Here is a 23,282-nt window from a genome sequence, read left to right as displayed (position 1 = left end):
CCCCGGGTCAGCGGGTCAGTTCTATTTAGAACTGACCGCCGAAGGTGAACTGCAGGCGCTCGATCTCGTCGCCGTCTTCCTTCTTCAGCGGGATGGCATAGCTGATCGAGATCGGACCGACCGGTGCGCGCCACAGCAGGGCCAAGCCGGCCGACGCGCGCAGTTCATTGGCCTTGAAGTTGCTGGTGCCGTTGTAGACGTTGCCGAAGTCCACGAACGCGGAAACGCGCGCGGACGGGCTGTCGAACAGCTTCGGGAAGTAGGCTTCGATCGAGCCGACTGTCTTCACCGAGCCGCCCAGCGGCTGGCCGTTGTAGTAACCGCCGATGATTTCCGAGCGCGGGCCCAGCGTGTTGTCTTCGAAGCCGCGCACCGAGTTGGTGCCGCCGGCGTAGAAGTTCTCGAAGAACGGCAAGCCGGTGGCTGTGACCTGGCGATGGTTGGCGGTCGGGTTGGTGGCACAGTCGACCACCTGGGTGGTGCCAGCGGTGCCCGGTACGGCAGGCGTGGTATCGGTGGCGGGCGTGCCCGGGGTGCCTGGGATATCGTTCCAGCAGATATCGCGGACCTTGTCCTTGCCGTAGGAATCGCCGTAACCCAACTCGAGACGGGTGTTGATCACCAGCGACGGGATGATCGGCCAGTACTTGGAGAACTGGTAGCTCAGCTTGTAGTACTCAACCGTCGAGCCCGGCAGCGTGGCCTCCAGGCCGAGGCGCTGGTAGGTGCCGCGGGTCGGCATGAAGTAGTCGTTACGGGTATCACGCGCCCAGCCCAACTCCGAACGCCAGGAGTGGAAAGTGCGTGTACCAACCGCATCGATGTAATCGATGATCGCCTTCGGTGTGTAACCCGGGTAGGTGGTGATCTGGTTGCTGTCGATGCCGAACATCAGCGAGAACGCATCGTTCTCGGTGATCGGAATGCCGAACACCACCTGCGCAGAACCGTTGGTGCTGTTGTACTGGGCGGTGTTGAAGTCGGAGTAATCCAGCTCGCGCCAGGACAGGTTGTAGCCCAGCGAGACGCCGTCGTCGGTGAAGTAGGGGTTGGTGTAGCTGAAGCCATAACGCTGCAGGTAGCTGCTGCGCGAGGCCTCGACCGACACGCGGTTACCGCCACCGAGGAAGTTGTTCTGCGACAGCTGCACCGAGGTGGTCATGCCGTAGGACTGCGAATAGCCCAGGCCGAACACGAAGCTGCCGGAGGTGGTTTCCTTGACGTTGTAGACCACGTCGACCTGGTCGTTGCTGCCGGTGACCGGCTGCGTCTCGACGTCGACCGACTCGAAGTAGCCCAGGCGCTGCAGGCGGATCTTGGAACGATCGATTGCAGCCTGCGAGTACCAGCTGTTCTCGAACTGGCGCATTTCACGGCGCAAGACCTCGTCGCTGGTACGCGAGTTGCCCTTGAACACGATGCGGCGCACGGCCACGCGCGGGCCCGGTACCACCTGCATGTTCACTGCCACGGTACGGTCGGCGCGGTTGCTGGTCGGGATCGGGTTGACCTTGGCGAAGGCATAGCCAACGTTGGACAGGCTGTTGGTGATGCCGTCGGCGCTGAATTCCAGCAGGGCGCGCGAGAAGGTATCGCCGCTCTTCTGGATGACCATTTTCTCGACGTCTTCCTGCGGCAGGATGGTGTCGCCGGTGACCTTGATCTCGGAAATCTTGTACTGCTCACCCTCGGTCACGCCGGCGGTGATGAACATGTCGCGCTTGTCCGGGCTGATCGAGACCTGGGTGGAGTCGATGCTGAAGTCGACATAGCCACGGTCCAGGTACCAGGAGTTGAGCTTTTCCAGATCGCCGGACAGCTTTTCCTTGGAGTATTGGTCGTCGCGGCGGTACCACGAGGCCCAGTTGTGCTCCTTGGACTCCCAGATGTCCATGATGTCTTCGGCCGGGAACTTCTCGGTACCGATCAGGTTGACGTGGCGGATCTTGGCCGCCTTGCCTTCCTTGACGGCAATGGCGACGTCGACGCGGTTACGGTCCAGCGGGCTCACCGTCGGGGTGATTTCCACGTTGTATTTGCCGCGGTCGTTGTACTGACGGCGCAGTTCCTGGGTCACGCGGTCCAGGCTCAGGCGGTCAAAGGTGCCGCCTTCGCTCAGGCCGATGTCGGCCAGGCCCTTGAGCAGCTGCTCGCTCTTGATGTCCTTGTTGCCGGTAACGGTCAACTTGTTGATCGCCGGGCGCTCCTTGACGGTGACGACCAGGATGTCGCCCTGGCGGTCCAGCTGCACGTCTTCGAAGAAGCCGGTCTTGTACAGGGCGCGGATGGTGTCGCCGATCTTGGCGTCGTCCACCGTGTCGCCGCGTTCCACCGGCAGGTAGGTGAACACGGTGCCGGAGGAAATGCGCTGCAGGCCGTCCACGCGGATGTCGCTGGCGGTAAAGGGCTCGGCTGCCTGTGCAAGGACAGGCAGGGCCAGACCGGCAGCAAGTGCGAGGGCCAGCAAGCGGCGATTGGGAAGTCGCGTCATATCACGTCCGGTTGGAGTCGATTTCGATAATGCGTGGATGCCGGCGTAAGACGACGACAACGGGAAAAAGTTCATCGCGGGACCAGGCTGAGGATGTCGTTGTAAAACGCCAGTCCCATCAACCCCGCCAACAGCGCCAGACCGATGTATTGGCCGGCAGCCATGGCGCGCTCGCTAAGCGGGCTGCCCTTGACCAACTCGATAAGGTAATACAGCAGGTGGCCGCCGTCCAAGACGGGGATCGGCAACAGGTTGATGATGCACAGGCTCAGCGACAGCAAAGCCAGGAAATACAGGAACCAATCCACCCCGCGTTCAGCCGAGGCATTGGCTACGCGGGCGATGGTGATCGGACCGGAAATGTTCTTTACCGAGGCGTGGCCGGTGAGCATGCGGCGCATCATACCCAGCGAATCTGTCGCCAATTTGCCGGTTTCGCGCAAGGCCGCCGGGAAGGCAGCAAGTACGCCGTACTGCTGGCGGGCATCGTAGGCCGGGGCCTGGTTGGTGGCAAAACCTACCCCGATCAGCCAGCGTGGCTTGCCATCCGGGCCTTGGCCAGCCTGCGGAGTCAGCTCAAGTGCCAGCCGTTCACCGTTGCGCTCGACCTCGACCATGCCGGGACCGCCGCGCTGGCCAAGCTGCTGGATCAGCGGGGTGACCTGGTCAGCGCTGTCCACGCGCTGGCCGTCCACGGCCAGGATCAGGTCGCCGGTCTGCAGCAACCCGGTGGCGGCCGAGTCGGCCGATACCGAGTCGACCCGCGCCGGTTGCAGCCAGAACTGCCAGGTGAAACCTGCCAGCGCTGGCACTTGCCGCTCATCGAAGCCAGCCGGCAGCTGCGACAGTGGCAGCACCCGGGTGCGCTCGTTGTCGAGGTTGTCGCGGACGCGCACGTGGGCGTCCTGCCGGTCCATGGCAGCGGTGGTGAAGGCCATGCTGGCCTCGGCCCAGGTGTCGACGTTGCGGTCTTCAACGGCGAGGATGCGATCACCGGCGACGAAGCCTGACTGGGCGGCCATGCCGGTGGTGCGGCCGATAGTGGCCGAGTAGTCCTGGCGGCCGATCACGAACATCGCCCACAGCAGGGCAATGCACAGGATCAGGTTGGCGGCAGGGCCGGCGGCGACAATGGCAATGCGCTGCCAGACGGTCTTGTTGTTGAAGGCGACGGCACGTTCGCCGGCCGGTACCTCGACCTCGCGCTCGTCCAGCATCTTCACGTAGCCACCCAGCGGGATGGCGGCGATGGCGAACTCGGTACCGTTGCGGTTGCGTCGGCTCCACAGTGGCTTGCCGAAGCCCACCGAGAAACGCAGGACCTTTACCCCGCAACGGCGGGCAACCCAGTAATGGCCGAATTCATGAAACGTCACCAGCACGCCGAGGCTGACGATCATCCACCACACAGACCCCAGGAAATCAGCCATGGGCACAGCTCGGTTGTAGGGTGGGATCAGACATTCGGCAGGCGGGCAATGGCGGTTTCAGTGATATGGCGGGCCTGAGTATCAGCTGCCAACAGGACGTCCAGTGTATCGGCCGCCACGTAGGGCAGGGTAGATAGCGTGTGTTCCACCAGTGCCGGGATCGACAGGAAGCCTATGCGCCCCTGAAGAAACGCTGAAACGGCAACTTCGTTGGCGGCGTTCAGGATTGCCGGGGCGCTGCCGCCGGCCTCCATCGCCTGCCAGGCCAGACGCAGGCAGGGGAAGGCGTCCATGTCCGGCGCCTCGAAATCCAGCCGGCCCTGGGTCAACAGGTCCAGCCCGCCAACGCCCGACTCGATCCGCTGCGGCCAGCCCAGGCCTACCGCAAGGGTGGTGCGCATGTCCGGCAGGCCCAACTGGGCCAGGGTCGAGCCGTCGATGAATTCGACCAGCGAATGCACCAGGCTCTGCGGGTGCACCAGTACGTCGATGCGCGAGCCGGGCACGTTGAATAGATGATGGGCCTCGATGACTTCCAGCCCTTTATTCATCAACGTCGCCGAATCGACCGATATCTTCGGTCCCATTGACCACTTCGGGTGGGCAACGGCCTGCGCCACGGTCACTGTTTCCAGCTCGGCGCGACTGCGGCCCCGGAACGGGCCGCCGGAGGCGGTCAGGATTATCCGGCGTACGCCAGCTTCCAGCCGCGCGTCGCGTGAGCGCAGGCACTGGAAGATGGCGTTGTGTTCGCTGTCGATCGGGATGATCTCGGCGCCTGCATTGGCGGCCTCGCGGGTCAGCAGCTCGCCGGCCAGGACCAGCGATTCCTTGTTGGCCAGCAACAGGCGCTTGCCGGCGCGGGCGGCGGCAAGGGTCGAGGACAGGCCGGCGGCGCCGACAATGGCGGCCACGACGGTGTCGCAGCAGTTGCTGGCGGCCAGGGCATCGATGGCGTCATGGCCGGCGTGGGCCTCGGTCGCCAGCCCGGCGTGCTTGAGGCCGTCGCGCAGACGCGCGAACAGGGCCGGGTCGGCAATGGCGGCGTGGTCCGGGCGATGCTGTTGGCACAGCGCGATCAAGCCATCCACATTGCTGCCAGCGGCCAGCACGCTGGCGCGCATCTGCTGCGGATGGCGGGCGATCACATCCAGCGCCGAGGTGCCGATGGAGCCGGTGGCGCCAAGAATGGCGACCTGACGTATGGAAGATGTGGACATGCTTAGAAGCCGAAAATTTCCTTGCCCAGCGCGAATACCGGCAGGGCGGCGAGCACGCCGTCAATGCGATCCAGCACGCCGCCGTGGCCGGGGATGATGTGTCCGGAATCCTTGGCGCCGGCGTGGCGCTTGAGCAGGCTCTCGAACAGGTCGCCCAGCACCGAGGCCAGTACCGCGACGGCGGTGACCAGCATCAGCCAGCCAAATTGCGACATCTGCACCCCGGCAAACCAACCAAAGGCGCCAGCGGTGACCAGACCGGCAACCAGGCCGCCAAGCAGGCCTTCAATGGTCTTGTTGGGGCTGATGCGCGGTGCCAGCTTGTGTTTGCCGAAGGCGCGACCGGCAAAGTAGGCGCCGGAATCGGCTGCCCAGACCAGGGTCAGCGCGGTCAGCAGCCACAGGTGGCCGTTGGGTCCGGCATGAATCAGTACCAATGAGGCCCAGGCTGGAATGATCGCCAGGCTGCTGGCGGCGAGCTTGAGCATGCGCGCGCTGCTTTCCTCATGCGCGCCGAAGTCGAAGAACCGCAACCACAGCAGCGCCAACAGCCAGAAGCCGACGCCGACCAGCGCGGCCAGCTGGAACAAGACCATGCTGCCGTCCGAGGCCCAGACCAGCAGCACCATCAGCAGCAGGTTCAGTACCACCAGGATGGTGCGCGGCAGGCCAACCACGCCGGTGAGCTTGAGCCATTCCCACAGGCCGATCAGGAACACCAGCGCTGCAGCGGCGGCAAGCCACTGCGAGGGCAGGAACAGGATCGCGCAGATAGCCACCGGGGCCATGATCAGCGCTGCAATCACACGGGTCTTGGTCATGGATGTGCGCTCTTTGCCGCGCTGGCGGCAATCTGGGCGCTGGTCAGACCAAAGCGGCGCTCGCGCCCGGCATAGTCGTCCAGTGCCTGTTGAAGGACGGCCGCGTCGATATCCGGCCACAGCACGTCAGTGAACCACAGCTCGCTGTAGGCCAGCTGCCACAACAGGAAGTTGCTGATGCGGGTATCGCCGCCGGTGCGGATGAACAGGTCCGGTGGCGGCATGTCGGCCAGGGCAACGTGCTGGCCCAGGGTCTGCTCGTCGATCTGCTCGGGCAACAAGGTGCCGGCGGCAACCTGTTCGGCCAGATGGCGTGCGGCCTGTGCGATGTCCTGGCGGCCGCCGTAGCTGGCGGCGATGCTCAGGGTCATCGCGGTATTGCCGTGGGTGCGCTGCTCGGCCTTGTCCATGCGCTGGACGATGCCAGCGGCAAAGCGGCTGCGGTCGCCGATGAAGCGCACGCGCACGCCGCGGCGGTGGAGTTCGTCCACCTCGCGGTCCAGTGCGCCGAGGAACAGCTTCATCAGTGAATCGACTTCCTCCTGCGGGCGGCCCCAGTTTTCACTGGAGAACGCAAACAGGGTCAAGGCGCCGACGCCACGTTCAAGGCAGAAGTCGATGGTGCGATTGACCGCCCGCGCGCCGGCGCGGTGGCCGATCATGCGCGGCCGCCGACGCTGCTGCGCCCAGCGTCCATTGCCATCCATGATGATGGCAATGTGGCCGGGCACGGCAACGGCGGCAGTGTCGCTATGCGGGACGGAGGACACGCCTCAGACCGCCATCAGTTCCTGTTCTTTGAGCTTGACCACTTCGTCGACGTCCTTGATCGCCTTGTCGGTCAGCTTCTGGATGTCTTCCTGGCTGCGGCGGTCGTCATCCTCGGTGATCGCCTTGTCCTTGAGCAGCTTGGCTACTTCCTGGTTGGCATCACGGCGGATGTTGCGGATGGCGATCTTGGTTTCTTCGCCTTCCTTGCTCACCGACTTGGCCAGTTCCTTGCGGCGCTCTTCGGTGAGCGGCGGCAGGTTCAGGCGGATCACGGTGCCCATGGTGGTGGGAGTGATGCCGATGTCGGAGGCGTAAATGGCCTTTTCCACTTCCTTGATCATGTTCTTGTCGAACAGGGTGATCACCAGCGAGCGTCCTTCGGACACGCTGATGCTCGCCACTTGATTCAGGGGGGTGTCGGTGCCGTAAGCCTTGACCTTGATGCCGTCCAGCAGGGTCGGCGAGGCGCGACCGGTGCGGATGGTGGTGAGGGTATGGCGCAGAGCATCGATGCTCTTGGTCATGCGCGCCTGCGCATCTTGCTTGATATCGTTGATCATCGGCCGAATCCTGGATGTTTCTAGAACCGGCCGATTATAGGCGATTACCCCTGCCCACCGTGCCGGAAGCGGGGGTTTAGTGTGCGTCGCGGCCGTGGACCAGGGTGCCGATGTGCTCGCCGTGCAGGATTTTCAGCAATTCGCCGGGCTGGCTCATGTCGAAAACGCGCAGCGGCAGGTCGCTGTCACGGGCCAGCGCAAAGGCTGCGGTGTCCATGACTTCCAGGCCCTGGTTGATGACCTGGTCATAGCTCAGGCTTTCGTAACGGACCGCATCGGCGTGCTTGTTCGGGTCCTTGTCGTAGACGCCGTCGACCTTGGTGGCCTTGAGCAGCAGGTCGGCGCCGATCTCGATCGCGCGCAACGCGGCGCCCGAATCGGTGGTGAAGAACGGGTTGCCGGTGCCGGCGGCGAAGATCACCAGGCGGCCCTTTTCCAGATGACGGATGGCGCGGCGGCGGATGTAGTCCTCACACACGTCGTTGATCTTGATCGCGCTCATCACCCGGGCCTTGCCGCCGGCCTTTTCAAGCGCGTCCTGCATGGCGAGGGCGTTGATGACCGTGGCCAGCATGCCCATGTGATCGCCGGTGACGCGGTCCATGCCGCCAGCGGCCAGGCCGGCGCCGCGGAAGATGTTGCCGCCGCCAACCACCAGTGCGATCTCGACGCCGGCGTTCTGAGCTTCGATGACTTCATGGGCCAGCCGGTTGATGACCTTGGGGTCGATGCCGTAGTCCTCGTCCCCCATCAGCGCCTCCCCGGAAAGTTTCAACAGGATGCGACGGTAGGCGAGCTTGGACATGGTGACCTCAGATGGCTGGAAAACGCGGGGGATTCTAACGGATGCCGCAGTTTCAGGTGACATCTATTGTTGCAGCGCAGCGACAAAAGGCCTGCCAACCGCAATCTGGTTCAGCAGGCGGTGGGGTGGGGATCCGGTGCGCGGGCAATCACCCGGTTGCGGCCGAGGTTCTTGGAGCGGTAGAGCACGTCATCGGCGGCCTTGAGCAGGTCGCGCATGTCAGTGAAGCGCTCGTAGGCACCATGGGTGGCCACGCCGGCCGAGAAGGTCACATGCAGCGGCATGTCGGCAACAGTGACGATCGGGGACTGGGTGATGGCGACCAGTACGCGGCGGATCACGTCCAGCGCGGTCTGCTCGTTGGTGCCGGGGAACAGCACGACGAACTCCTCGCCACCGAAGCGTGCCACGGTGTCGCTGCCGCGCAGCTGGCCCTGCAGCTGGCTGGCGAATGCCTGCAGGACCTGGTCGCCGACAAGATGGCCGTGCTGGTCGTTGATCTTCTTGAAATCGTCCAGGTCGATGAAGGCCACCGACAAGGGGCGATCGGCTCGGCCGGCGCGATCGAATTCCTGCGCCAGGACCACTTCCAGCTGGCGACGGTTCAACAGGCCGGTGAGTGCGTCCAGGTGGGCCTGTTCGGTCAGGCGGCGTGCCTGCTGTTCGAAATCATCGGCGCGGCGCTTGGCCGCACCGGCGTCCTGCAGCTCGCGCAGGTTGCGCAGGGCCATCAGTTCGGCAGCGTGATCAAGCAGGTAGGTGATTCGTGCCGGCGAGGGCACTGGCACGTCGAAGAGCGCGCTGATTTCCGGCAGCATCTGGCTGACCTGCTGCAGCACCAGTTCGAACTGGCTGCTGTCCATTTCCAGCTGCGCGTGGACCAGGCGCAGGGCATGGTCACGGGCCTGGTCGGTGTCCTTGCTCAGCCAGATCTCGGCAATGCTGCCGGACAGCGCGACGCAGCGGCCAAACAGGTCGGTCGGTTCGGCCGGGGCTTCGCTGTGCTTGATCGCATCGACCAGATAGGGCGGCAGGCCCCATTGCTCGCACAGCTGCGCGCCGATATCGGCATGGCTGCAATCGAGGATGGTGCGTTCATGGGCCAGCAGCTCTTCGTTGCTGGTAGCGCCGGCAAGCAGGGCCGGATAGCTGTCGCCGCGCAGCTGCAACAGGGCAAGGATGCCGATGTCCTGCAGCAGGCCGGCCAGCATCAATTCTTCCACGCGGCGCACGTTGCGGGCCAGGCCGAGGTAGCGCGCGGCCAGGGCGCTTAGGATGCTGCGGCGCCAGACCGCCTGCAGCAGGTGGGCGTGGTCTTCGTCTTCGCGCAATGCGCGCGACAGACTGAAGCCCAGTGCGAGCTGCAAGGTTGCGTTGAGGCCAAGCATGGTCAATGCCTGGCCAAGGTTTTCAATGCGGCGGCGGCTGGCGTACAGCGGTGAATTGGCGATGCGCATCATGCGTGCGCTCAAGCCCATATCCAGTGCTATGACGTCGGCGGCGCTGGCGATGTCGGTTTCCGGATCCTGCGCAAGCTCGATCAAACGGACAGCGATGGCCGGTGGCGAGGGCAGGTTGCGGCAGAGGGACAGGGCTGCAGTGAGCTCGGGGGACATGTCAAAGAAGCAGGCGGCAGTGCTGCAAGCATACAGGATGCCTTAAGCAAAGAAGGGTGATCGCAGTCCGGTGCTGTCGCGGGTGACTTGTGGTAAAGAAAAAGCCGCGGATGTCCGCGGCTTTTTCAGGTGTTGCTGGCAGCGGGTGCTTAGACCTGCATCGCCTTGGCAACTTCGGCGGCGTAGTCTTCCACCACCTTCTCGATGCCTTCGCCGACAGCCAGGCGCTGGAAGCCGACAACGTCGCCGCCAGCGGCCTTGACGGCCTGCTCGACGGTCTTGTCGTTGTCCAGCACGTAGCTCTGGCCGTACAGGGTCACTTCGCTGATGATCTTGTTGATCTTGCCGCTGATGATCTTTTCCAGGATGTCGGCCGGCTTGGCCTTGTCCTTGTCGGTCATCTTGGCCAGCTCGATTTCCTTCTCCTTGGCAACGAAGTCGGCCGGAACGTCGGCAGCCTTGTTGTGCGGCGGGTTCATCGCGGCCACGTGCATTGCCAGGCCCGAGGCCAGCTCGGCGTTGCCGCCGGCCAGTTCGACCAGCACGCCGATCTTGCCGTTGCTGTGCACGTAGGTGCCAACGGTGTTGTCGCCGTCGATCTTGACCAGGCGACGGATCTGGATGTTCTCACCCAGCTTCTGGATCGCGGTGGCGCGGGTTTCTTCGACGGTTTCGCCGGTGGCCAGCTTGACCGACTTCAGGGCTTCAACGTCGGCGGCGCCGGAAGCCAGGGCGGCTGCGGCAACGGCGTCGACGAACGCCTTGAAGTTGACGTCGTTGGCAACGAAGTCGGTTTCCGAGTTCACTTCGACCAGCACGGCCTTGCCGCCGTTGCTGGCAACGCCAACGCGGCCTTCGGCGGTGACGCGATCGGCCTTCTTGTCGGCCTTGGCAGCGCCGGACTTGCGCAGGGCTTCAGCCGCTGCGTCGATGTCGCCGTTGGTTTCGGACAGAGCCTTCTTGCACTCCATCATGCCGGCGCCGGTGCGCTCGCGCAGTTCCTTGACCAGGGAAGCAGTGATTTCCATGGAATTACCTCATCAATAGAAAGGGGTAGGCCGGCCATGATGGCCGGCCGTTGTTACGCAGCCCTGTCAGCGATCTGCGCCTTTGGCGCCAGCACAGGGGAGCGGGTGCAGTAGCTGCACCCGCCAGGGGGATCAGGCCGAAGCCTCGTCGCCCTTCTTGGCGCCAGCCTTCTTGGCCGGAGCGCGGCGAGCCGGCTTGGCTTCTTGGCCAGCAGCGGCGTCGGCGAACTCTTCTTCGCGCACGGTGGCGGCGTTCGGAGCAGCAGCCTTGCCTTCCAGCACGGCGTCGGCAGCGGCGCGGGCGTACAGCTGCACGGCACGGATGGCGTCGTCGTTGCCCGGGATGGCGTAATCAACCAGTTCCGGGTTGTAGTTGGTATCAACCACGGCGATCACCGGGATGCCGAGCTTCTTGGCTTCCTTGATGGCGATGTCTTCGTGACCGATGTCGATGACGAAGATGGCGTCCGGCAGACGGTTCATTTCCTTGATGCCGCCCAGCGAGGCTTCCAGCTTGTCGCGCTCGCGGCGCAGGCCCAGCACTTCGTGCTTGACCAGCTTGTCGAAGGTGCCGTCGGTTTCACCGGATTCCAGTTCCTTCAGGCGGGCAACCGACTTCTTCACGGTGGCGAAGTTGGTCAGGGTGCCGCCCAGCCAACGCTGGTTCATGAACGGCATGCCGCAACGCTCGGCTTCTTCCTTGATGGCGTCGCGCGCGCTGCGCTTGGTGCCCAGGAACAGGATGGTGCCGCGCTTCTGGGCAACCGACGAGATGAAGTTCATCGCATCGTTGAACAGCGGGACGGTCTTTTCCAGGTTGATGATGTGGATCTTGCCGCGGGCGCCAAAGATGTACTGGCCCATCTTCGGGTTCCAGTAGCGGGTCTGGTGGCCGAAGTGGACGCCGGCTTCCAACATCTGACGCATGGTGATCTGGGGCATTGCAAAACTCCTGATGGTGGAACTGACATCGCGCGCGACCGGTTTGTTGGAGTCGTGCTGCGATGCGCGGCTTCTGGATGGAGCGCGCAAACAGTTCCGGGGTTGGGCTTCCCTGCTGCCTCCGTGGCCGAACCCTGAAAGACAGGGCACCCCGGCACGGATGGGGGCAACAGGTGAGGATTCACCGGTAGCGCCCGGTGTCAGCGGTCCTTTGAGCGCAGTGCGCGTAAAGGATCTGCGGGATTATAGCGCGCCAGTCGAGTCGTCTGCAATGTGCCCGGTCTGTGGCGGCAGGGCGTGCTCCAGGCCGTCCTGCAGGCGGGCATGGAATCGACCGCCAGCGTAGCCGTCCGCGCGCGGTGGCAGTGGCCAATGCCGCTGACGGCCGGTCAGGATATAACCCGCCAGCCCGGGAAGCAGCAGTTCGCGGTGGCCATCGGCGGCCTCGAACACCAGGTCACTCAGGCGGGCATGCAGCTTGCCCGTGTTCTCCAGCAGCAGGCTGCTGTTGGTACCCCTGGCGTCTACCCGGAGGTGCAGGCGGGGCTTCGCGCCTGCAGTCGGGGTGCGGAACAAGGGTAATGAATAGCGCGGAAGATCTGGACTTGAGGGCTCCAGCAGCACGCGGAATGCCTGTTCGCCTTTGCTCTCGGGTGGTGCAGCGGGCGCTGACAGCACCCAGACCCGCTGGCGGACGCCAGGCGGTAATTCCAGAGCGGCGGGGCTGACCACGATGTCTTGGCTTTCCTGCAGCTCCTCGGCGTCCAGCGTCTGGTCCCAGGCGAAGATGCGGATCCGGCCCTGCCAGATTACCGGGCCTGGATTGTGCAGCCATAGTTCGGTGCGGGCCTGCCCCGGCGACAGGGTCAGGGTTGTCGGCGTGATTTCCAGCGCAGACACCGGTCGTGCCAGCAGCAGCGCCAGCAGCAGGAGCATGCCGCGCAGCATCAGTAGATGAAGGTCAGCGACGCGATCGCCGCTTCTTCGCCTTCCCTGGCGTGCCCGGGGGCGAGGTCGCGCAGCTGCGGTGGCAGTTCGCGGACATCGTTGCGCTGGTAGGGCGCGAGGGGGGCGTCGGGGCTGGGTGTGTCTGATTCCAGAACCACCAGCTGGATCCGCAGGCCTTGTGGTGCGGGATTGGCGGCGGCTGGCAGAACGGCGGCAGACAAGGCTCCCATCAACAATGTACGTACCACCCGTGCGCCCGTCGTATTGAGTATGTGCTGCTGGTTATCGGCCGCATGCGGTGGACCTGTAGCACGCTCATGTTCAGCATCGCGGCCAGGCAATGAGCCGTACGAAGCATCAATACGTGATGGTCACTTCGACGCGATCGTTGTAAGTGCCGGCAGGCGGCAGCCCGGTGACAGGCGGCACCCGCCCGTAGATGGTGAGTTGCTGGGCGCTACCGGTGCCGGTGCCGCCGACAGTGTCCACGGTCAGGTTGTTGCCCCAACGTTGGGAGCGGGCCGGATCCCGGTAAAGCTCATAATTGAGATATTGGTTGCTGGTGTTCACCACGGCGGCCATTCGGCGCTGGCTGCCTTGGCTGTTCTGGCCATTGTTCAGGCTGATCTGATAGGCGGTGCGTTTCAGGCAGGTCAGGGTCAAGCTGGCGGTGCGGTCGATGTTGCTGCTGATGCTGCCGTTGACAGTGCCGAAATCCATGTCGGTGGTCAGGTAGCTGCCGCACAGAGGCAATACCTGTGCGGTCGCGATGAAGGTAAAAGCACCACTGCTGCTGAAAGCCCCTGCATTTCCGTTGGTGCAGGTGGACGGTGGCGCAATCGTGCCAATCAGCGTTTCGTTGGCAGACCAGGAAAGCACGACATTTGCACCGGTGAAGTTGCTGCTGTAGCTACCCGAGGCAAGCACCTGGTTGGCCGGCACCCGTGCGAACAGCTGTGTCGTCGTCGTGCCATTGCCCACGAGCAAGGGGGCGGTATAGGACAGGGGGACTTCTTTCGGTGCAGGCGTGGCGTTTGGGGTCAGGCCGGTGATCTGGCTGTAATTGGATTGGTTGTATATCTGGAAATTCATGGTGTCGGTGGTGGTGTTCACCATGGTGCGCAGTGGCGAGGTGGTTGCGCCTCCGCTGCCGGTTCCGAGCCCGACGCAGACCCGCACGCCAGCACTGCCGCCGACGGAAATGGCCGTGGTTGAACAGTTGATCCTGATGTTCAAGGTGCCTGGGGCAGCTGCGCCTGCACTGACGATGGTGCCGAATGGCAAGGCAGCGTCAGCCGTGGCGGTACACGTGGTGACGGCTCGGGCTGCCGGCGTGGCCAGCAACCCGGCAAACAACAGCAGCAAAGGCAGCAGAGATTTCATCGCGCCGACTCCGACAGGCAGCGTAGGGGAGGGGGAACGGCTTCTGCGCCGTTGGCCGCAACCATTGGCGCGGCTGGCACGCGTATGCTGCAGCGGCCGTCGTTTGTGGTGATGCGGAGCACACTGCCGGCGGGCACGTCTTCGAGGTATAGCAGCCCGTCGTAACCGACGATGGCCTGCTGTCCGTTCGGCAGCTCTACTTCGCTGCCCACATCCAACGGCCTGCCATGCTCGTCCTGCACGGACAGGCTCAAGGCACGGCGGGTCTGCAGATTGAAGCGAAGGCTGGTGCCGGCGCGCTGGCGCGGGATGACCCAATCCTCGACACGCTCGGCGCGCACCTCGGCAGGCAGGTCGAGGGTGTCGATGGCAATACGGTTGCGTTGCCATGACAGCAAGGGGGTTACCAGCAGCAGCCCGCGCTCATCGCTGCTGCCGACCAGGCGGTTCTCCAAGCGTACCGGCACGCCGCTGATGCCATTGGTGCTGACTATGGCGAACGCGTCCGAAACCTCGCGCGTGGCGAACGTGTGGCCGTCCATCCAGACCAGGCTGCCGCTGGCGTTGCCATAGCCATAGTTGATCCCCGCCTGTCGCGACAGGCCAGCGCTATAGCGGCCGACGTCGCCAAGCATCCCCAGTTCGACCAGCCCGCCTGTCTGGCCTTCGCTCTGGTTGACCTGCGCGCGCCAGCCGATGCCGCTGGCACTGCCGTCGCCCGGTACGGGCTGGTTGATGTCGGCGACCCAACGTTGTTGGTTGCCATTGCGTTGCGCGGACACACTTGCCTGGCGGTTGCGGCCCAGGCTGGCATTGAGTGACAGATAGATGCTGCGGTCCTCGCTGCTGTCCAGATTCTGGTTGAAGGACAAATATGCGGACCAGCGTTGGTTGAAGCTGCGCGACCAGAACAGGCTGACATAGCGGTTGTCGTCGCCATCGGGGTAGCGCAGGCGAAGGTAGCTGGTGCTCAATGAGCCCAATGCCGGGACATCCACGCCGACGGTAGCCTGTTCGCTGATTTCCGGTGGCAGGTTGCCTTGCAGCGCGCCGAGATCGCGATAGTCGCCATGGCTGCGCACGCTGCGCAGGTTGATGTTCAATCGCCGGTTGTTCCAGCTGTAGCCAAGCGCGACCTGGCCGCCTTCGCGTCCTTGGTAGCGGCTGCGCGCGTACGCCGCGTTGACCACGCCCGCGCCGCCAAGCAGCCACCAACCACCAGCACCGGCCTCGGCAAGGCCGCCGCCGCCCTCGGCGTGTACTTCGCCGGTAAAACGGTCGCTGACGCCGCCACGCCAGCTGCCGGTGGCGGCCGTGCGGTGGTCATAGTCGAACGAGCGCTCGCCAAAACCCTGCCGCAGCCGACCGACGCCGAGCGACCAGTCAGAAATGCCTTTTGCCAGCAGCTGCTGCGTGCCATAGAAACTGAAGTCCAGCGTGCGCATCCTGCCGAACGCATCGGTGACCACCACCTGCGCAGCGCCGGTCCCGCTGATGCCCGGCTGTGCGCCAAGTTGGAAGGGACCAACCGGAACTTCGCCGCTGAATTGACGCAGCCCATCGACGTAGAGTTCAACCGTGGACGGCACCACCGCCTGGCCAAGGAACGTAGGGCTCGGAGTCAGCACCCGGTATGGTTGCAAGCCGTAGTTGCGACCTATCTGCACGCCGCCCATGCGCACCGGGCGTGTCCAATCAAGGAAGCCGCTGTAGAAGTCGCCTATTTCCAGGGTGACCGCCTGGTCGGGGAAATCCAGTGCCCAGCGTGTGTCCAGGCGGACGCTTTCTCCTCGCCAGCCCTGGCCTTGGCCCGGCTGGTAGCGACGGCTGACGGCTGTGTTCTCCAGGGTTCCCTTGCCGAGTCCAAACACGCGTAATTCGGTACTCAGCGTCAGGTTGCCAAGTCCATCGGCGTGGCTGCCATACAGGTCATAGTTCAGTAGTACTCCCGGCTGGGCCGGAGCCGCCGTGACGTGGGCCTGCGGCCGCGACAGCATCGTGGTGGGCAAGGTCAGCTGGTCCAGTGGTGCATCCAGCGCCAGTGTCTGCAGGCGCGCGTCATAGCGCACGACCGTGCCCGTGAGCTGGTCCAGATAGACCGGTGCATCGCCGCTGGCGTTGAAGCCAAGCTGGCGCAATACCTCAGGACTCGCCTGCAGGCGACCGCGGGTCTCAATGAAAGGCAGCAGGCCGCGTGGAGTGCTGTTGAGGCTGACGTCCAGATAGAGCGTCTGGCTGGCGGTAAGCGGCGTTGGAGGGGGCAGGTTGGCGTCGGTGGCCCCGGGCGACAGCGCGGCCGCGAAGCTGGCGGCCGGCGTGCCGAGGATGGCGAGCAGCGCAGCCACCAGCGCCTCAGTGAGGAGGCGATGGCGGAATTGGCGTCTGTTCCGAATCGCCATTGATCTTTGCCGTTATCTGCCCACTGTCAGCATCCAGGGCCTTGTGCTGCAGCGGCCAGCGCATGGTCTGGCCCGGAAGTACATAGCCGAGCAGGCCTGGATGCACGATCCGTGGCTGCTCGGCGCTGCCAAAGGCCAGATCAGCCACCTGCGCATAGCCATCGCCCGCATTGTGGATCTCGATTGCCTGGCCGCCGTCGCTGGAGCTGGTCAAGCGCGCCTGCAATCTGGATGCGAGTGCATCACCGCCGATCGGTTGGATGAAGACAGGAATCGAATAGCGCAGTACGAACTGCATGCCAGTGGCGCGGGTGGCGAGGTCAGGGACCTGGTCCACGATCATCCTGTAATAGCGCTGTTCGGCTGGAGGCTCGGCCAACGGCCGCATCACCCGGATCAACTGTTGCTGGCCTGCGGCCAATTGCTGCATGGGCGGGCTTGCAGTCAGTTCGTCGGTCGGCAGCAGCTGTTCCTGGCCGTCCTGTTGGATCCAGCGATACATGCGCACCTGCAGTGTCACCGGAGAGGTGCCGCTGTTGGTCAGCCATAGTTCCGCTGCGCGCTGCCGTGGTTCAAGCTGCAGGCTGGTTGGGGCGAGCTGCAAACTGGTGGCTGCCAGCGCGGCCGCAGGCAGCAGGCAGGCGAAGAGCAGCAGCACCAGGCCGATGCCGCGAACCGTGCGTGGACCATCCCTGTACACGCGGGCCATCAGTACGTGATCGTGGCGGTGACGGTATCCAGGTAGTTACCCGCCGCAGGATTGTTGGTGCTGAGGTTGGCGATCTGGCCATACACGGGATAGGCCACCGCTGCCCCGGTGCCAATGCCTGCCTGCGTATTGGTGCCGGCGGTAAGGCCCCATATCTGGGTGTGGCCAGCATCGCGGTACAACTGGTAGCCAACGTAGTTGTTGGTTGTCACGGCAGCATCCGTGTTCTTCATCCGACGTGTGTTGACGTCGCCAGCAGTGCTGGGGTTGGCACCGGCGTTGAGCGCGATGGTATATGGCGTCAAGGCGGAACACTGTGCCGTCACCGAGCCTTGCCCCGAGATGGGGGTTGCAGTTGTCGAGCCTGCGCTGGTGAAGTCGACATTGGTTGCCGCTGCCGCGGTGATGGTGCATGCCTTGGTTACGATCAACACCACGTTGAAATTGGTGGTGTCTGCTGCAGTGGCGGACCCGGTAGCGAGCAGGGTGGCCAATGCCAAGGCCCATGGGGAACGAGTGAGGGATCGCATGAAAACCTCCTTGATCCAGCATCCTGATGGACAATATGCGTTGCTGTTGCGCGTGCAACTGTTTCCAGCAGTTGCAGCTTAGGACGCAATCACGTCTGTGTACTGTGAGAAATCGGGTCCATCTCCCTGTTGATCTGTGGCCTGCGGCACAGTTTTAGGTTTCACATCCAGATTTCTCCCGTGCTTCAACTGCCGTCTTCATCTGTCGTACCTGTTGATGCTAGATGGCAATCCAGTATTGCGACGCAAGTGTGTTGGAGTTCCCGGCACACGTTGCAGTTGCCCGCGCAAAGCGTGGTTCGCTGGCGGTGCAACTCCGCAGGGGCTGTGTTGTCGGGAGTGGCAATCGATTGGTGCAAGCCGCTGCGCCAGGCGTGGTGCGGACGACGACGATGCGGATCATGTAGGCGACAAAGGCGCATTCGAGAAAGCTAAGCACGGCAGATGGCTGCAGTCTCCCGTTCATGTCAGCAGATTTGCCCTGAACAGCTGATCTTGCCAAGTTCGGTCAATAGATCGCCTCCGGTTCTGGGCGGATAACTGTCGATCAGTCCGTGCTGTTCGTTTGCGGCCGCCGCTGCTGTAGCGCAACAGCAGGGGAACAGCGCTGCTCAGTAGGTCAATCTCATCGTCACCGTGTCCGTGTAAGTGCCGGGCATGGCATCTGCCTGGGCAGGGACCTGCCCATACACCGTCATGTCCTGCATCACCCCGCTGCCGGTTCCGCTGACGGCGCTGCTCTGCGTGTTTCCCCAGCGGCTGAGTCGGGAAGGGTCGCGATACAGCTCGTAGCCGACGCGCTCGCCGCCAGCAGCCATGAAGCGCTTGCCTGCCTGCGCATGCAGGCCATCGTCGAGCGCGGCTTGCCATGCCACATTGGCGGTGCAATTGAGCTGCACCGGCATGCTCTGTTCGCGTGCCGACCTGAGTCCTGCGCCGGTGCCGAAATCAAGCGTCTTGCCGGTGCTGATGCGGCAACTGCGCAACACGTTTGCCTGCACTCCGCTCCAGTTGAAACTGATATCGCCGGCGCCGCCAACATGGCCCGGGATGCGGTCGCGGCAATTGCTTTCTGTTGGCGCATGGATGTAACCGTAGCTGTAACGGACGTAGGAGCCGTATGGGATATCCCGGTAAGGCGTGCCGGCGGGTAGATTCTGACCGGCGGGTACGCGGCCGTAGATCGGGATCCGGATGCTCTGGTTCTCGCGCGGAGCGATCTTGAAGCTGATGCTGTACAGCGGGTAGCCGCTGGAGTGCGGGCCGACAAGCTTGCTGCGGGCGGCGTCAGCGTAAAGATCGTAGCGCATCTGGGCACCGGCGCCATTGGACATCAGGCGTGGTCCGACCGCGCCTGCGGTGCCGGTGCCGACGAACAGGCAGACCCTGACCAACGCGGCGGTCAGCAATGTGCCGGTGCCGCCGTTGCAGTTGAGCGTGAGCGAAGTCTGTGCGTCCTGATAGCTGGTGGCGGATACCGCACCGAAGTCGAGCGTTGGTGAGCTTGATAGCGAACAGTACGGTGCGGCGCGGACATGCAGCGGCAGAAGACAAAGCAGGGCGATCAACGTCAGCATCCGCCAGACCGCTGTTTGCCTCCCTTGCAGCAATATTGCCTTCGAGGCGGGGTGCAGCATCACTCGCATGTCACATCCTCCAGGTCGATACGACCGTCCTGTGCTGGAAAGACCGGCAACATGGCGATGCATTCGCCAGTTTCTGCGAGGAAATGCAATCTCGCTTGCGTGGGCGGATCGAGCAGGTAGACCTTGCCTTCGTGGCCGACAACGCTGCTTGCCGGGGCGCTGCCGGGCGCATGTACCTGGATCAGGCTACCTGCTGGCAACCATTGACCGCTGCTGTCGCGTATGCCCACGTGCACGGCCAAAGTGCGGCGCATGGCGAACGGCACCAGTACGCCACGGCGTGTCTCCGGCACGACGTCCTTGCTGGTGCTGTCCAGCTGCATGTCGGCTGGCAGCTGTTGCGGGTCAATGGAGATCTGATTCTGCTGCCAGGCGCTGAGTTGGGAGACGAACAGTTGCCCGCGTCTGTTGGTGCGACCGACGCTGCGGTTGTCGAGCAGCACAGGTACATCGGCGATGCCTGCTGTCGATACAAGTGCGAAGGCATCATCGATGCGCGGCAATGCATGCGCATGGCCGCCGAGCCAGGCCAGCGCACCGTTGCTGCTTGCATACAGCTGCGTGCTGCGTTGCCGTGCATCGTCGTGTTCCAGGCCCAGCAGCCATTGGCCATGCCCGCCGCGACGGGCGATTTCCGCCCGTGCGCCGCGTTGTTCGCCGCTGGCGCTGAGCTGTGCACGCCAGTCGAGCCCACCTTGGTGGGCGGCGGAGTGGTTGGCCTCAACCGATAGCTGATTGCCGTTGCGGCCGTGTCGTACCGCTGCTCCGCGGGTGGTGCGCCGGTCCAGCGGCTGCGACCAGTAAGCCAGTGCACTGTCGCCGCGCGTGTCACCGAGGTCACGGTTGAAGCTGAGGTTGAGCTGGCCGTGGTTGGGCAGCGTATGCGACCAGCTCAAACTTGCGTAGCGGCTGCGCGGAAGTTCCGGGTGCTGCTGCGCCACATAGCTGATGCCAAGTTGTCCAAGCGGTGTGCTTATGCCAGCAAACGCCTGCTCGCTGCGCCCCGGCAGGCTTGCGTTCTCATGTACTGCAGCAAGGTCGCGGTACGCCGCGTTGCGTCGCAGCGTGCTTGCAGAAAAACTGAACTGACGCGAGTTCCACTGATAGCCAAGACCATGCTGGCGCCCATTGCCATCAGTTGTGCGGCTGCCCGCCAGCGATGCACTCAGTACGCCTCCGCGCCGGCCAAGCAGCGTCACCGCACCCAGCCCGGCTTGTTGGATGCTGCGGCTGCCTTCCGCATGCCATTGCATGGTCAAGCTGTCACTGAGTCCGTGACGAAGACTGGTGCTGGCGACGGTTTGATTGGCGTATGCGAATGAGCGGATACCGTAGTCCTGACGGATTTTCCCCAGCTCCAGTGACCAATCCGACAGTCCGGCTTGCAGCAGCTCGGGTGCGCCATACAGCGCGAAATCCAGTGTGCGGCTTTGTCCGTTGATGTCGGTTATGACCAGACTGGCGTGGCCGGTGCCGTTCAGCGAGGGGCTGCTGTCGAGTTGGAAGCGGCCCGGTGGCAGTTGTTGGCTGGATTGGCGGATGCCGTCGATGTACAGGTCCACCGTCGAAGGCAGGACGGCTTCGCCGACGAACGAGGCCGGTGGCGTGGTGATGCGATAGGGCTGCAGCGAGAAGTTGCGCGACAGGCGGATGCCGCCGATGCGCAGGGCGCGCGACCATTCGTGGGCCGCGGAGATGCTGTCGCCGATACGCAGGCTGAGCATGGTATCGGGGAAGTCCAGTTGCCAGCTGCTGTCCAGTCGGGTGCTGTTGGTGCGGCCCTGGCGCTGCCCGTCTTTGCTGCTGAAGACATGGGCAAGGGTGTTGCCCCATATGCCTGCGCCGATGCCAAACAGGCGCAGCTCGCTGAAGCTGCTGAGGCTGCCTGCATCGCCACCGTGCTGCGCATGGATGTCGTAGTTGAATACCGCGCCGGCGGCGCGCTGGGTTGGATCAGGTCGAGGGTGGTCATTGCGGCGAAGATCCAGATGAGTTGGCGATCGATCGAGCATGTCCACCGGTACCTGCAGATCGATGCGCTGGTGTGGGATGTCGTAATGGAAGCTGGTGCCGGGCAGCGATTGCAGTGGAACCAAGGCTTGCCCGCTGCTTGCGGCGGGGAGTTTGAGCCCCATGAGTTGCAACGTCGCCGGGCTGGCGGACAACGCATCGTTTCGAACAACGAAACGCGTCAAACCGCCGGTTTCGAGCTGGTTCACGCGGACCTGAAGGTGCAGCTCGTATTCGTCGCTGACGTCCATGTTTGCGGGTAGCGCAATGCCGGTTACTTCGGCGCGCGCTGCTGGCGAGCTGGCGGTGGCTATCGCGAGCCCCACGCTAACGGCCAGTAACGACCTGCGACAGAGCTTGGGGGGCGGGATCATCATTGAGTCTGGCGTGGAGGGTGCCGGTGGCCGGCAAGGCGGTGGGCACGGGGAGCGTCCAGCGCATCTGTCTGCCTGCCAGGACGTAGCCAAGCAGGCCCGGGGTGATGTCGATGGGTGGTCCGGCCGTCGGCGCCCAGCTCAGCTGGCTGATGCGGATGCGTTGCGAGCCATGGTTGCGCAGCGACAGCGTGGCGCAGCCTCCCTGCACTGACCAGTTGCCTTGCAACTGACTGGCATCGGTGGGTTCACGCCTGCCGCTGCGTTCAAGTAGCGGGGTAGCCCCCTCTGGCAGCACGAACACTGGAATGGAGTAGCGCAACAGGAAATGCAGGCTTGAACTCGCGCTGCTGGATGCGCCGGGCAGCTCATCAACAATGAGCCGGAACGCGTCTTCGTTGGCCTGGGTGGCGGGGCTGGCCTGCAGCAAGCGCACCAGCTGGCTTCGCCCGGCCTCGATGTCGACCAGCGGTGGGCTGGCGAGCAGCGTGTTGGAGGGTTGCAGGGATTCCCGCCCCTCGTCCTGCGTCCAATGCTGCACGCGGATCTGTGCCCGCAGCGGCTCGGTTCCCGAGTTGGTCAGCCAGAGCGTCTGCGAGGCCTGCGCATGGCCGAACTCCAACAGGATGGGCGCGACCTGCAGGCTGCCAGCGTGGCCGGAGTGCAATGGCAGCAGGATCAAGGCGAGAGTGGTGGTGGCGAGCCGGGCCAGGCTCGCCACCCGCAGCCGGGGCGGGTGGCGATGGTTCACGCGACTGGCCTGTTCAGTAGGTGACGGTGGCGGTGATGGTGTCCAGGTACACGCCTGCGGCCACGTCGGTGGCCGGCACGCGGCCATAGACCGGGATCGACTGTTGGGCGGCGGATCCGGTGCCGCCCACGGTGTTGGTGCCGATCACCCGGCCCCAGAACTGGGTGCGCGCCGCATCACGGTAAAGGCCATAAGGCACCACGCCGCCGTCAACACTGGTCATGCGACGGTTGTCGGCCGCTGCCGTGGGGCTGCTGGAGTTGAGGCCAGGGTCGAGCGCGATCTGGTAAGGCGTACCGCGGCTGCAGTTGAGCTGCAGCGCGCCCTGGTTGTCGATTGGTGTGGCGGTGGTGGAGCGGACATGGGTACCAAAATCGATGTCCGTGGCATTGACGGTATGCACGTCACAGGACTCGGAAATGGTGATCTTGACCTGGAACTGCGTGGTGTCTGTCGCTGCGTGGGCGGCGCCGGTTGTGGCAGCGATGGCGATACAGGCGAACAGGGGGACGTTGCGGAGCTTCATGGCGATCCTTGGAAAGAGACAGCGCGCCTGTCCTGCGTCGTCCAGCCCCTTTCATTGGTCTGGCACGCTGTGGCAGGTGCGGATCGAGTCTGTTCCCAGGGGGGATGGCGAGGGTATGAGATATGTCCCAAGCGCCGAATTTCTGTGATGCGCGTGCGCGATTTCAGCGCTGATTTGACAGGGTTTCAGCGCCGCTTCCGGGGTTCGATAGGACGATTCGCATGGGTATGGAGGGGCGACTTGGGTGCGGGCCGGGTCGGTCGCTGCTGGGCCGGTCGCGGCAGGCCAGAGCATGCGGCTCAGGGAGTCGCTCAGCGGCCGA

Annotated in this window: 20 protein-coding genes; all 20 read right to left on the bottom strand. The window is 64.0% G+C overall.

The features are described 5' to 3' along the window. Positions 1 to 25: 25 nt before the first annotated feature. The 20 genes from bamA to Q5Z11_RS13805 all read right to left on the bottom strand — a co-directional run bounded on the left by bamA (position 26) and on the right by Q5Z11_RS13805 (position 22,960). Positions 26 to 2,491, bottom strand: a complete 2,466-nt coding sequence (gene bamA / locus Q5Z11_RS13900) for an outer membrane protein assembly factor BamA (RefSeq protein ID WP_303746952.1) — start codon at positions 2,489 to 2,491, stop codon at positions 26 to 28. A 71-nt stretch (positions 2,492 to 2,562) separates the two neighbouring features. Continuing rightward, positions 2,563 to 3,921 carry an RIP metalloprotease RseP gene (gene rseP, locus Q5Z11_RS13895; RefSeq protein ID WP_303746951.1) on the bottom strand — a complete coding sequence of 453 codons (1,359 nt, stop codon included), beginning with the start codon at positions 3,919 to 3,921 and terminating at the stop codon, positions 2,563 to 2,565. A 26-nt stretch (positions 3,922 to 3,947) separates the two neighbouring features. Next, complete coding sequence (locus Q5Z11_RS13890; protein ID WP_303746950.1) at positions 3,948 to 5,141, bottom strand: 1-deoxy-D-xylulose-5-phosphate reductoisomerase; 1,194 nt, start codon at positions 5,139 to 5,141, stop codon at positions 3,948 to 3,950. Positions 5,142 to 5,143: 2 nt separating this feature from the next. After that, positions 5,144 to 5,962, bottom strand: a complete 819-nt coding sequence (locus Q5Z11_RS13885) for a phosphatidate cytidylyltransferase (RefSeq protein ID WP_303746949.1) — start codon at positions 5,960 to 5,962, stop codon at positions 5,144 to 5,146. Next, positions 5,959 to 6,732, bottom strand: coding sequence for a polyprenyl diphosphate synthase (gene uppS, locus Q5Z11_RS13880; RefSeq protein WP_303746948.1), 774 nt, complete (start codon positions 6,730 to 6,732; stop codon positions 5,959 to 5,961). Before uppS ends, Q5Z11_RS13885 begins: the two co-directional genes overlap by 4 nt. A gap of 3 nt (positions 6,733 to 6,735) precedes the next feature. Continuing rightward, complete coding sequence (gene frr / locus Q5Z11_RS13875) at positions 6,736 to 7,293, bottom strand: ribosome recycling factor (RefSeq protein WP_303746947.1); 558 nt, start codon at positions 7,291 to 7,293, stop codon at positions 6,736 to 6,738. A gap of 76 nt (positions 7,294 to 7,369) precedes the next feature. Next, positions 7,370 to 8,098, bottom strand: a complete 729-nt coding sequence (pyrH, locus tag Q5Z11_RS13870; RefSeq protein ID WP_303746946.1) for a UMP kinase — start codon at positions 8,096 to 8,098, stop codon at positions 7,370 to 7,372. A 110-nt stretch (positions 8,099 to 8,208) separates the two neighbouring features. Beyond that, positions 8,209 to 9,714: a GGDEF domain-containing protein gene (locus tag Q5Z11_RS13865; protein WP_303746945.1), complete on the bottom strand. Its 1,506-nt coding sequence runs from the start codon at positions 9,712 to 9,714 to the stop codon at positions 8,209 to 8,211. Between the two features lie 149 nt (positions 9,715 to 9,863). After that, entirely contained in the window at positions 9,864 to 10,742 is an 879-nt protein-coding gene (tsf, locus tag Q5Z11_RS13860; protein WP_303746944.1) for a translation elongation factor Ts, read from the bottom strand. Between the two features lie 132 nt (positions 10,743 to 10,874). Next, positions 10,875 to 11,684, bottom strand: a complete 810-nt coding sequence (gene rpsB, locus Q5Z11_RS13855) for a 30S ribosomal protein S2 (RefSeq protein WP_303746943.1) — start codon at positions 11,682 to 11,684, stop codon at positions 10,875 to 10,877. Between the two features lie 243 nt (positions 11,685 to 11,927). Next, positions 11,928 to 12,620 carry a fimbrial biogenesis chaperone gene (locus Q5Z11_RS13850; RefSeq protein WP_303746942.1) on the bottom strand — a complete coding sequence of 231 codons (693 nt, stop codon included), beginning with the start codon at positions 12,618 to 12,620 and terminating at the stop codon, positions 11,928 to 11,930. An 11-nt stretch (positions 12,621 to 12,631) separates the two neighbouring features. Next, positions 12,632 to 12,853, bottom strand: a complete 222-nt coding sequence (locus Q5Z11_RS13845) for a hypothetical protein (RefSeq protein ID WP_303746941.1) — start codon at positions 12,851 to 12,853, stop codon at positions 12,632 to 12,634. Between the two features lie 136 nt (positions 12,854 to 12,989). Further along, positions 12,990 to 14,015: a Csu type fimbrial protein gene (locus Q5Z11_RS13840; protein WP_303746940.1), complete on the bottom strand. Its 1,026-nt coding sequence runs from the start codon at positions 14,013 to 14,015 to the stop codon at positions 12,990 to 12,992. Then, the gene (locus Q5Z11_RS13835; RefSeq protein WP_405051602.1) at positions 14,012 to 16,414 is read right to left on the bottom strand and encodes a fimbria/pilus outer membrane usher protein; all 2,403 of its coding nucleotides are present in this window, start codon (positions 16,412 to 16,414) and stop codon (positions 14,012 to 14,014) included. Before Q5Z11_RS13835 ends, Q5Z11_RS13840 begins: the two co-directional genes overlap by 4 nt. After that, positions 16,368 to 17,123, bottom strand: coding sequence for a fimbrial biogenesis chaperone (locus Q5Z11_RS13830; protein ID WP_303746938.1), 756 nt, complete (start codon positions 17,121 to 17,123; stop codon positions 16,368 to 16,370). The genes Q5Z11_RS13835 and Q5Z11_RS13830 overlap by 47 nt, the downstream gene beginning before the upstream one ends. Continuing rightward, entirely contained in the window at positions 17,123 to 17,653 is a 531-nt protein-coding gene (locus Q5Z11_RS13825; RefSeq protein ID WP_303746937.1) for a Csu type fimbrial protein, read from the bottom strand. The genes Q5Z11_RS13830 and Q5Z11_RS13825 overlap by 1 nt, the downstream gene beginning before the upstream one ends. Before the next feature lie 611 nt (positions 17,654 to 18,264). Next, positions 18,265 to 19,230, bottom strand: a complete 966-nt coding sequence (locus Q5Z11_RS13820; protein ID WP_303746936.1) for a Csu type fimbrial protein — start codon at positions 19,228 to 19,230, stop codon at positions 18,265 to 18,267. 59 nt (positions 19,231 to 19,289) lie between these two features. Further along, positions 19,290 to 21,635, bottom strand: a complete 2,346-nt coding sequence (locus tag Q5Z11_RS13815) for a fimbria/pilus outer membrane usher protein (protein ID WP_303746935.1) — start codon at positions 21,633 to 21,635, stop codon at positions 19,290 to 19,292. 1 nt (position 21,636) lies between these two features. Beyond that, positions 21,637 to 22,434, bottom strand: coding sequence for a fimbrial biogenesis chaperone (locus Q5Z11_RS13810; protein ID WP_303746934.1), 798 nt, complete (start codon positions 22,432 to 22,434; stop codon positions 21,637 to 21,639). A 13-nt stretch (positions 22,435 to 22,447) separates the two neighbouring features. Further along, entirely contained in the window at positions 22,448 to 22,960 is a 513-nt protein-coding gene (locus tag Q5Z11_RS13805) for a Csu type fimbrial protein (protein ID WP_303746933.1), read from the bottom strand. Positions 22,961 to 23,282: the final 322 nt, after the last annotated feature.

Origin of the sequence: Stenotrophomonas sp. 610A2 (genome assembly GCF_030549615.1) — a bacterium.
In the GTDB taxonomy this organism is placed as follows: Bacteria; Pseudomonadota; Gammaproteobacteria; order Xanthomonadales; family Xanthomonadaceae; genus Stenotrophomonas; species Stenotrophomonas pigmentata.
The sequence above is the reverse complement of the archived record's forward strand: the minus strand, read 5'-3'. Positions and strand labels throughout refer to the sequence as shown.

Coding starts and splice junctions, on each gene's coding strand:
- tsf (WP_303746944.1), bottom strand. CDS start 10,742: ATGGAAATCACTGCTTCCCTGGTCAAGGAACTGCGCGAGCGCACCGGC.
- Q5Z11_RS13825 (WP_303746937.1), bottom strand. CDS start 17,653: ATGCGATCCCTCACTCGTTCCCCATGGGCCTTGGCATTGGCCACCCTG.
- Q5Z11_RS13840 (WP_303746940.1), bottom strand. CDS start 14,015: ATGAAATCTCTGCTGCCTTTGCTGCTGTTGTTTGCCGGGTTGCTGGCC.
- rpsB (WP_303746943.1), bottom strand. CDS start 11,684: ATGCCCCAGATCACCATGCGTCAGATGTTGGAAGCCGGCGTCCACTTC.
- Q5Z11_RS13820 (WP_303746936.1), bottom strand. CDS start 19,230: ATGCTGACGTTGATCGCCCTGCTTTGTCTTCTGCCGCTGCATGTCCGC.
- frr (WP_303746947.1), bottom strand. CDS start 7,293: ATGATCAACGATATCAAGCAAGATGCGCAGGCGCGCATGACCAAGAGC.
- pyrH (WP_303746946.1), bottom strand. CDS start 8,098: ATGTCCAAGCTCGCCTACCGTCGCATCCTGTTGAAACTTTCCGGGGAG.
- Q5Z11_RS13805 (WP_303746933.1), bottom strand. CDS start 22,960: ATGAAGCTCCGCAACGTCCCCCTGTTCGCCTGTATCGCCATCGCTGCC.
- rseP (WP_303746951.1), bottom strand. CDS start 3,921: ATGGCTGATTTCCTGGGGTCTGTGTGGTGGATGATCGTCAGCCTCGGC.
- bamA (WP_303746952.1), bottom strand. CDS start 2,491: ATGACGCGACTTCCCAATCGCCGCTTGCTGGCCCTCGCACTTGCTGCC.
- Q5Z11_RS13865 (WP_303746945.1), bottom strand. CDS start 9,714: ATGTCCCCCGAGCTCACTGCAGCCCTGTCCCTCTGCCGCAACCTGCCC.
- Q5Z11_RS13830 (WP_303746938.1), bottom strand. CDS start 17,123: ATGGCCCGCGTGTACAGGGATGGTCCACGCACGGTTCGCGGCATCGGC.
- Q5Z11_RS13890 (WP_303746950.1), bottom strand. CDS start 5,141: ATGTCCACATCTTCCATACGTCAGGTCGCCATTCTTGGCGCCACCGGC.
- Q5Z11_RS13850 (WP_303746942.1), bottom strand. CDS start 12,620: ATGCTCCTGCTGCTGGCGCTGCTGCTGGCACGACCGGTGTCTGCGCTG.
- Q5Z11_RS13885 (WP_303746949.1), bottom strand. CDS start 5,962: ATGACCAAGACCCGTGTGATTGCAGCGCTGATCATGGCCCCGGTGGCT.
- Q5Z11_RS13835 (WP_405051602.1), bottom strand. CDS start 16,414: ATGGCGATTCGGAACAGACGCCAATTCCGCCATCGCCTCCTCACTGAG.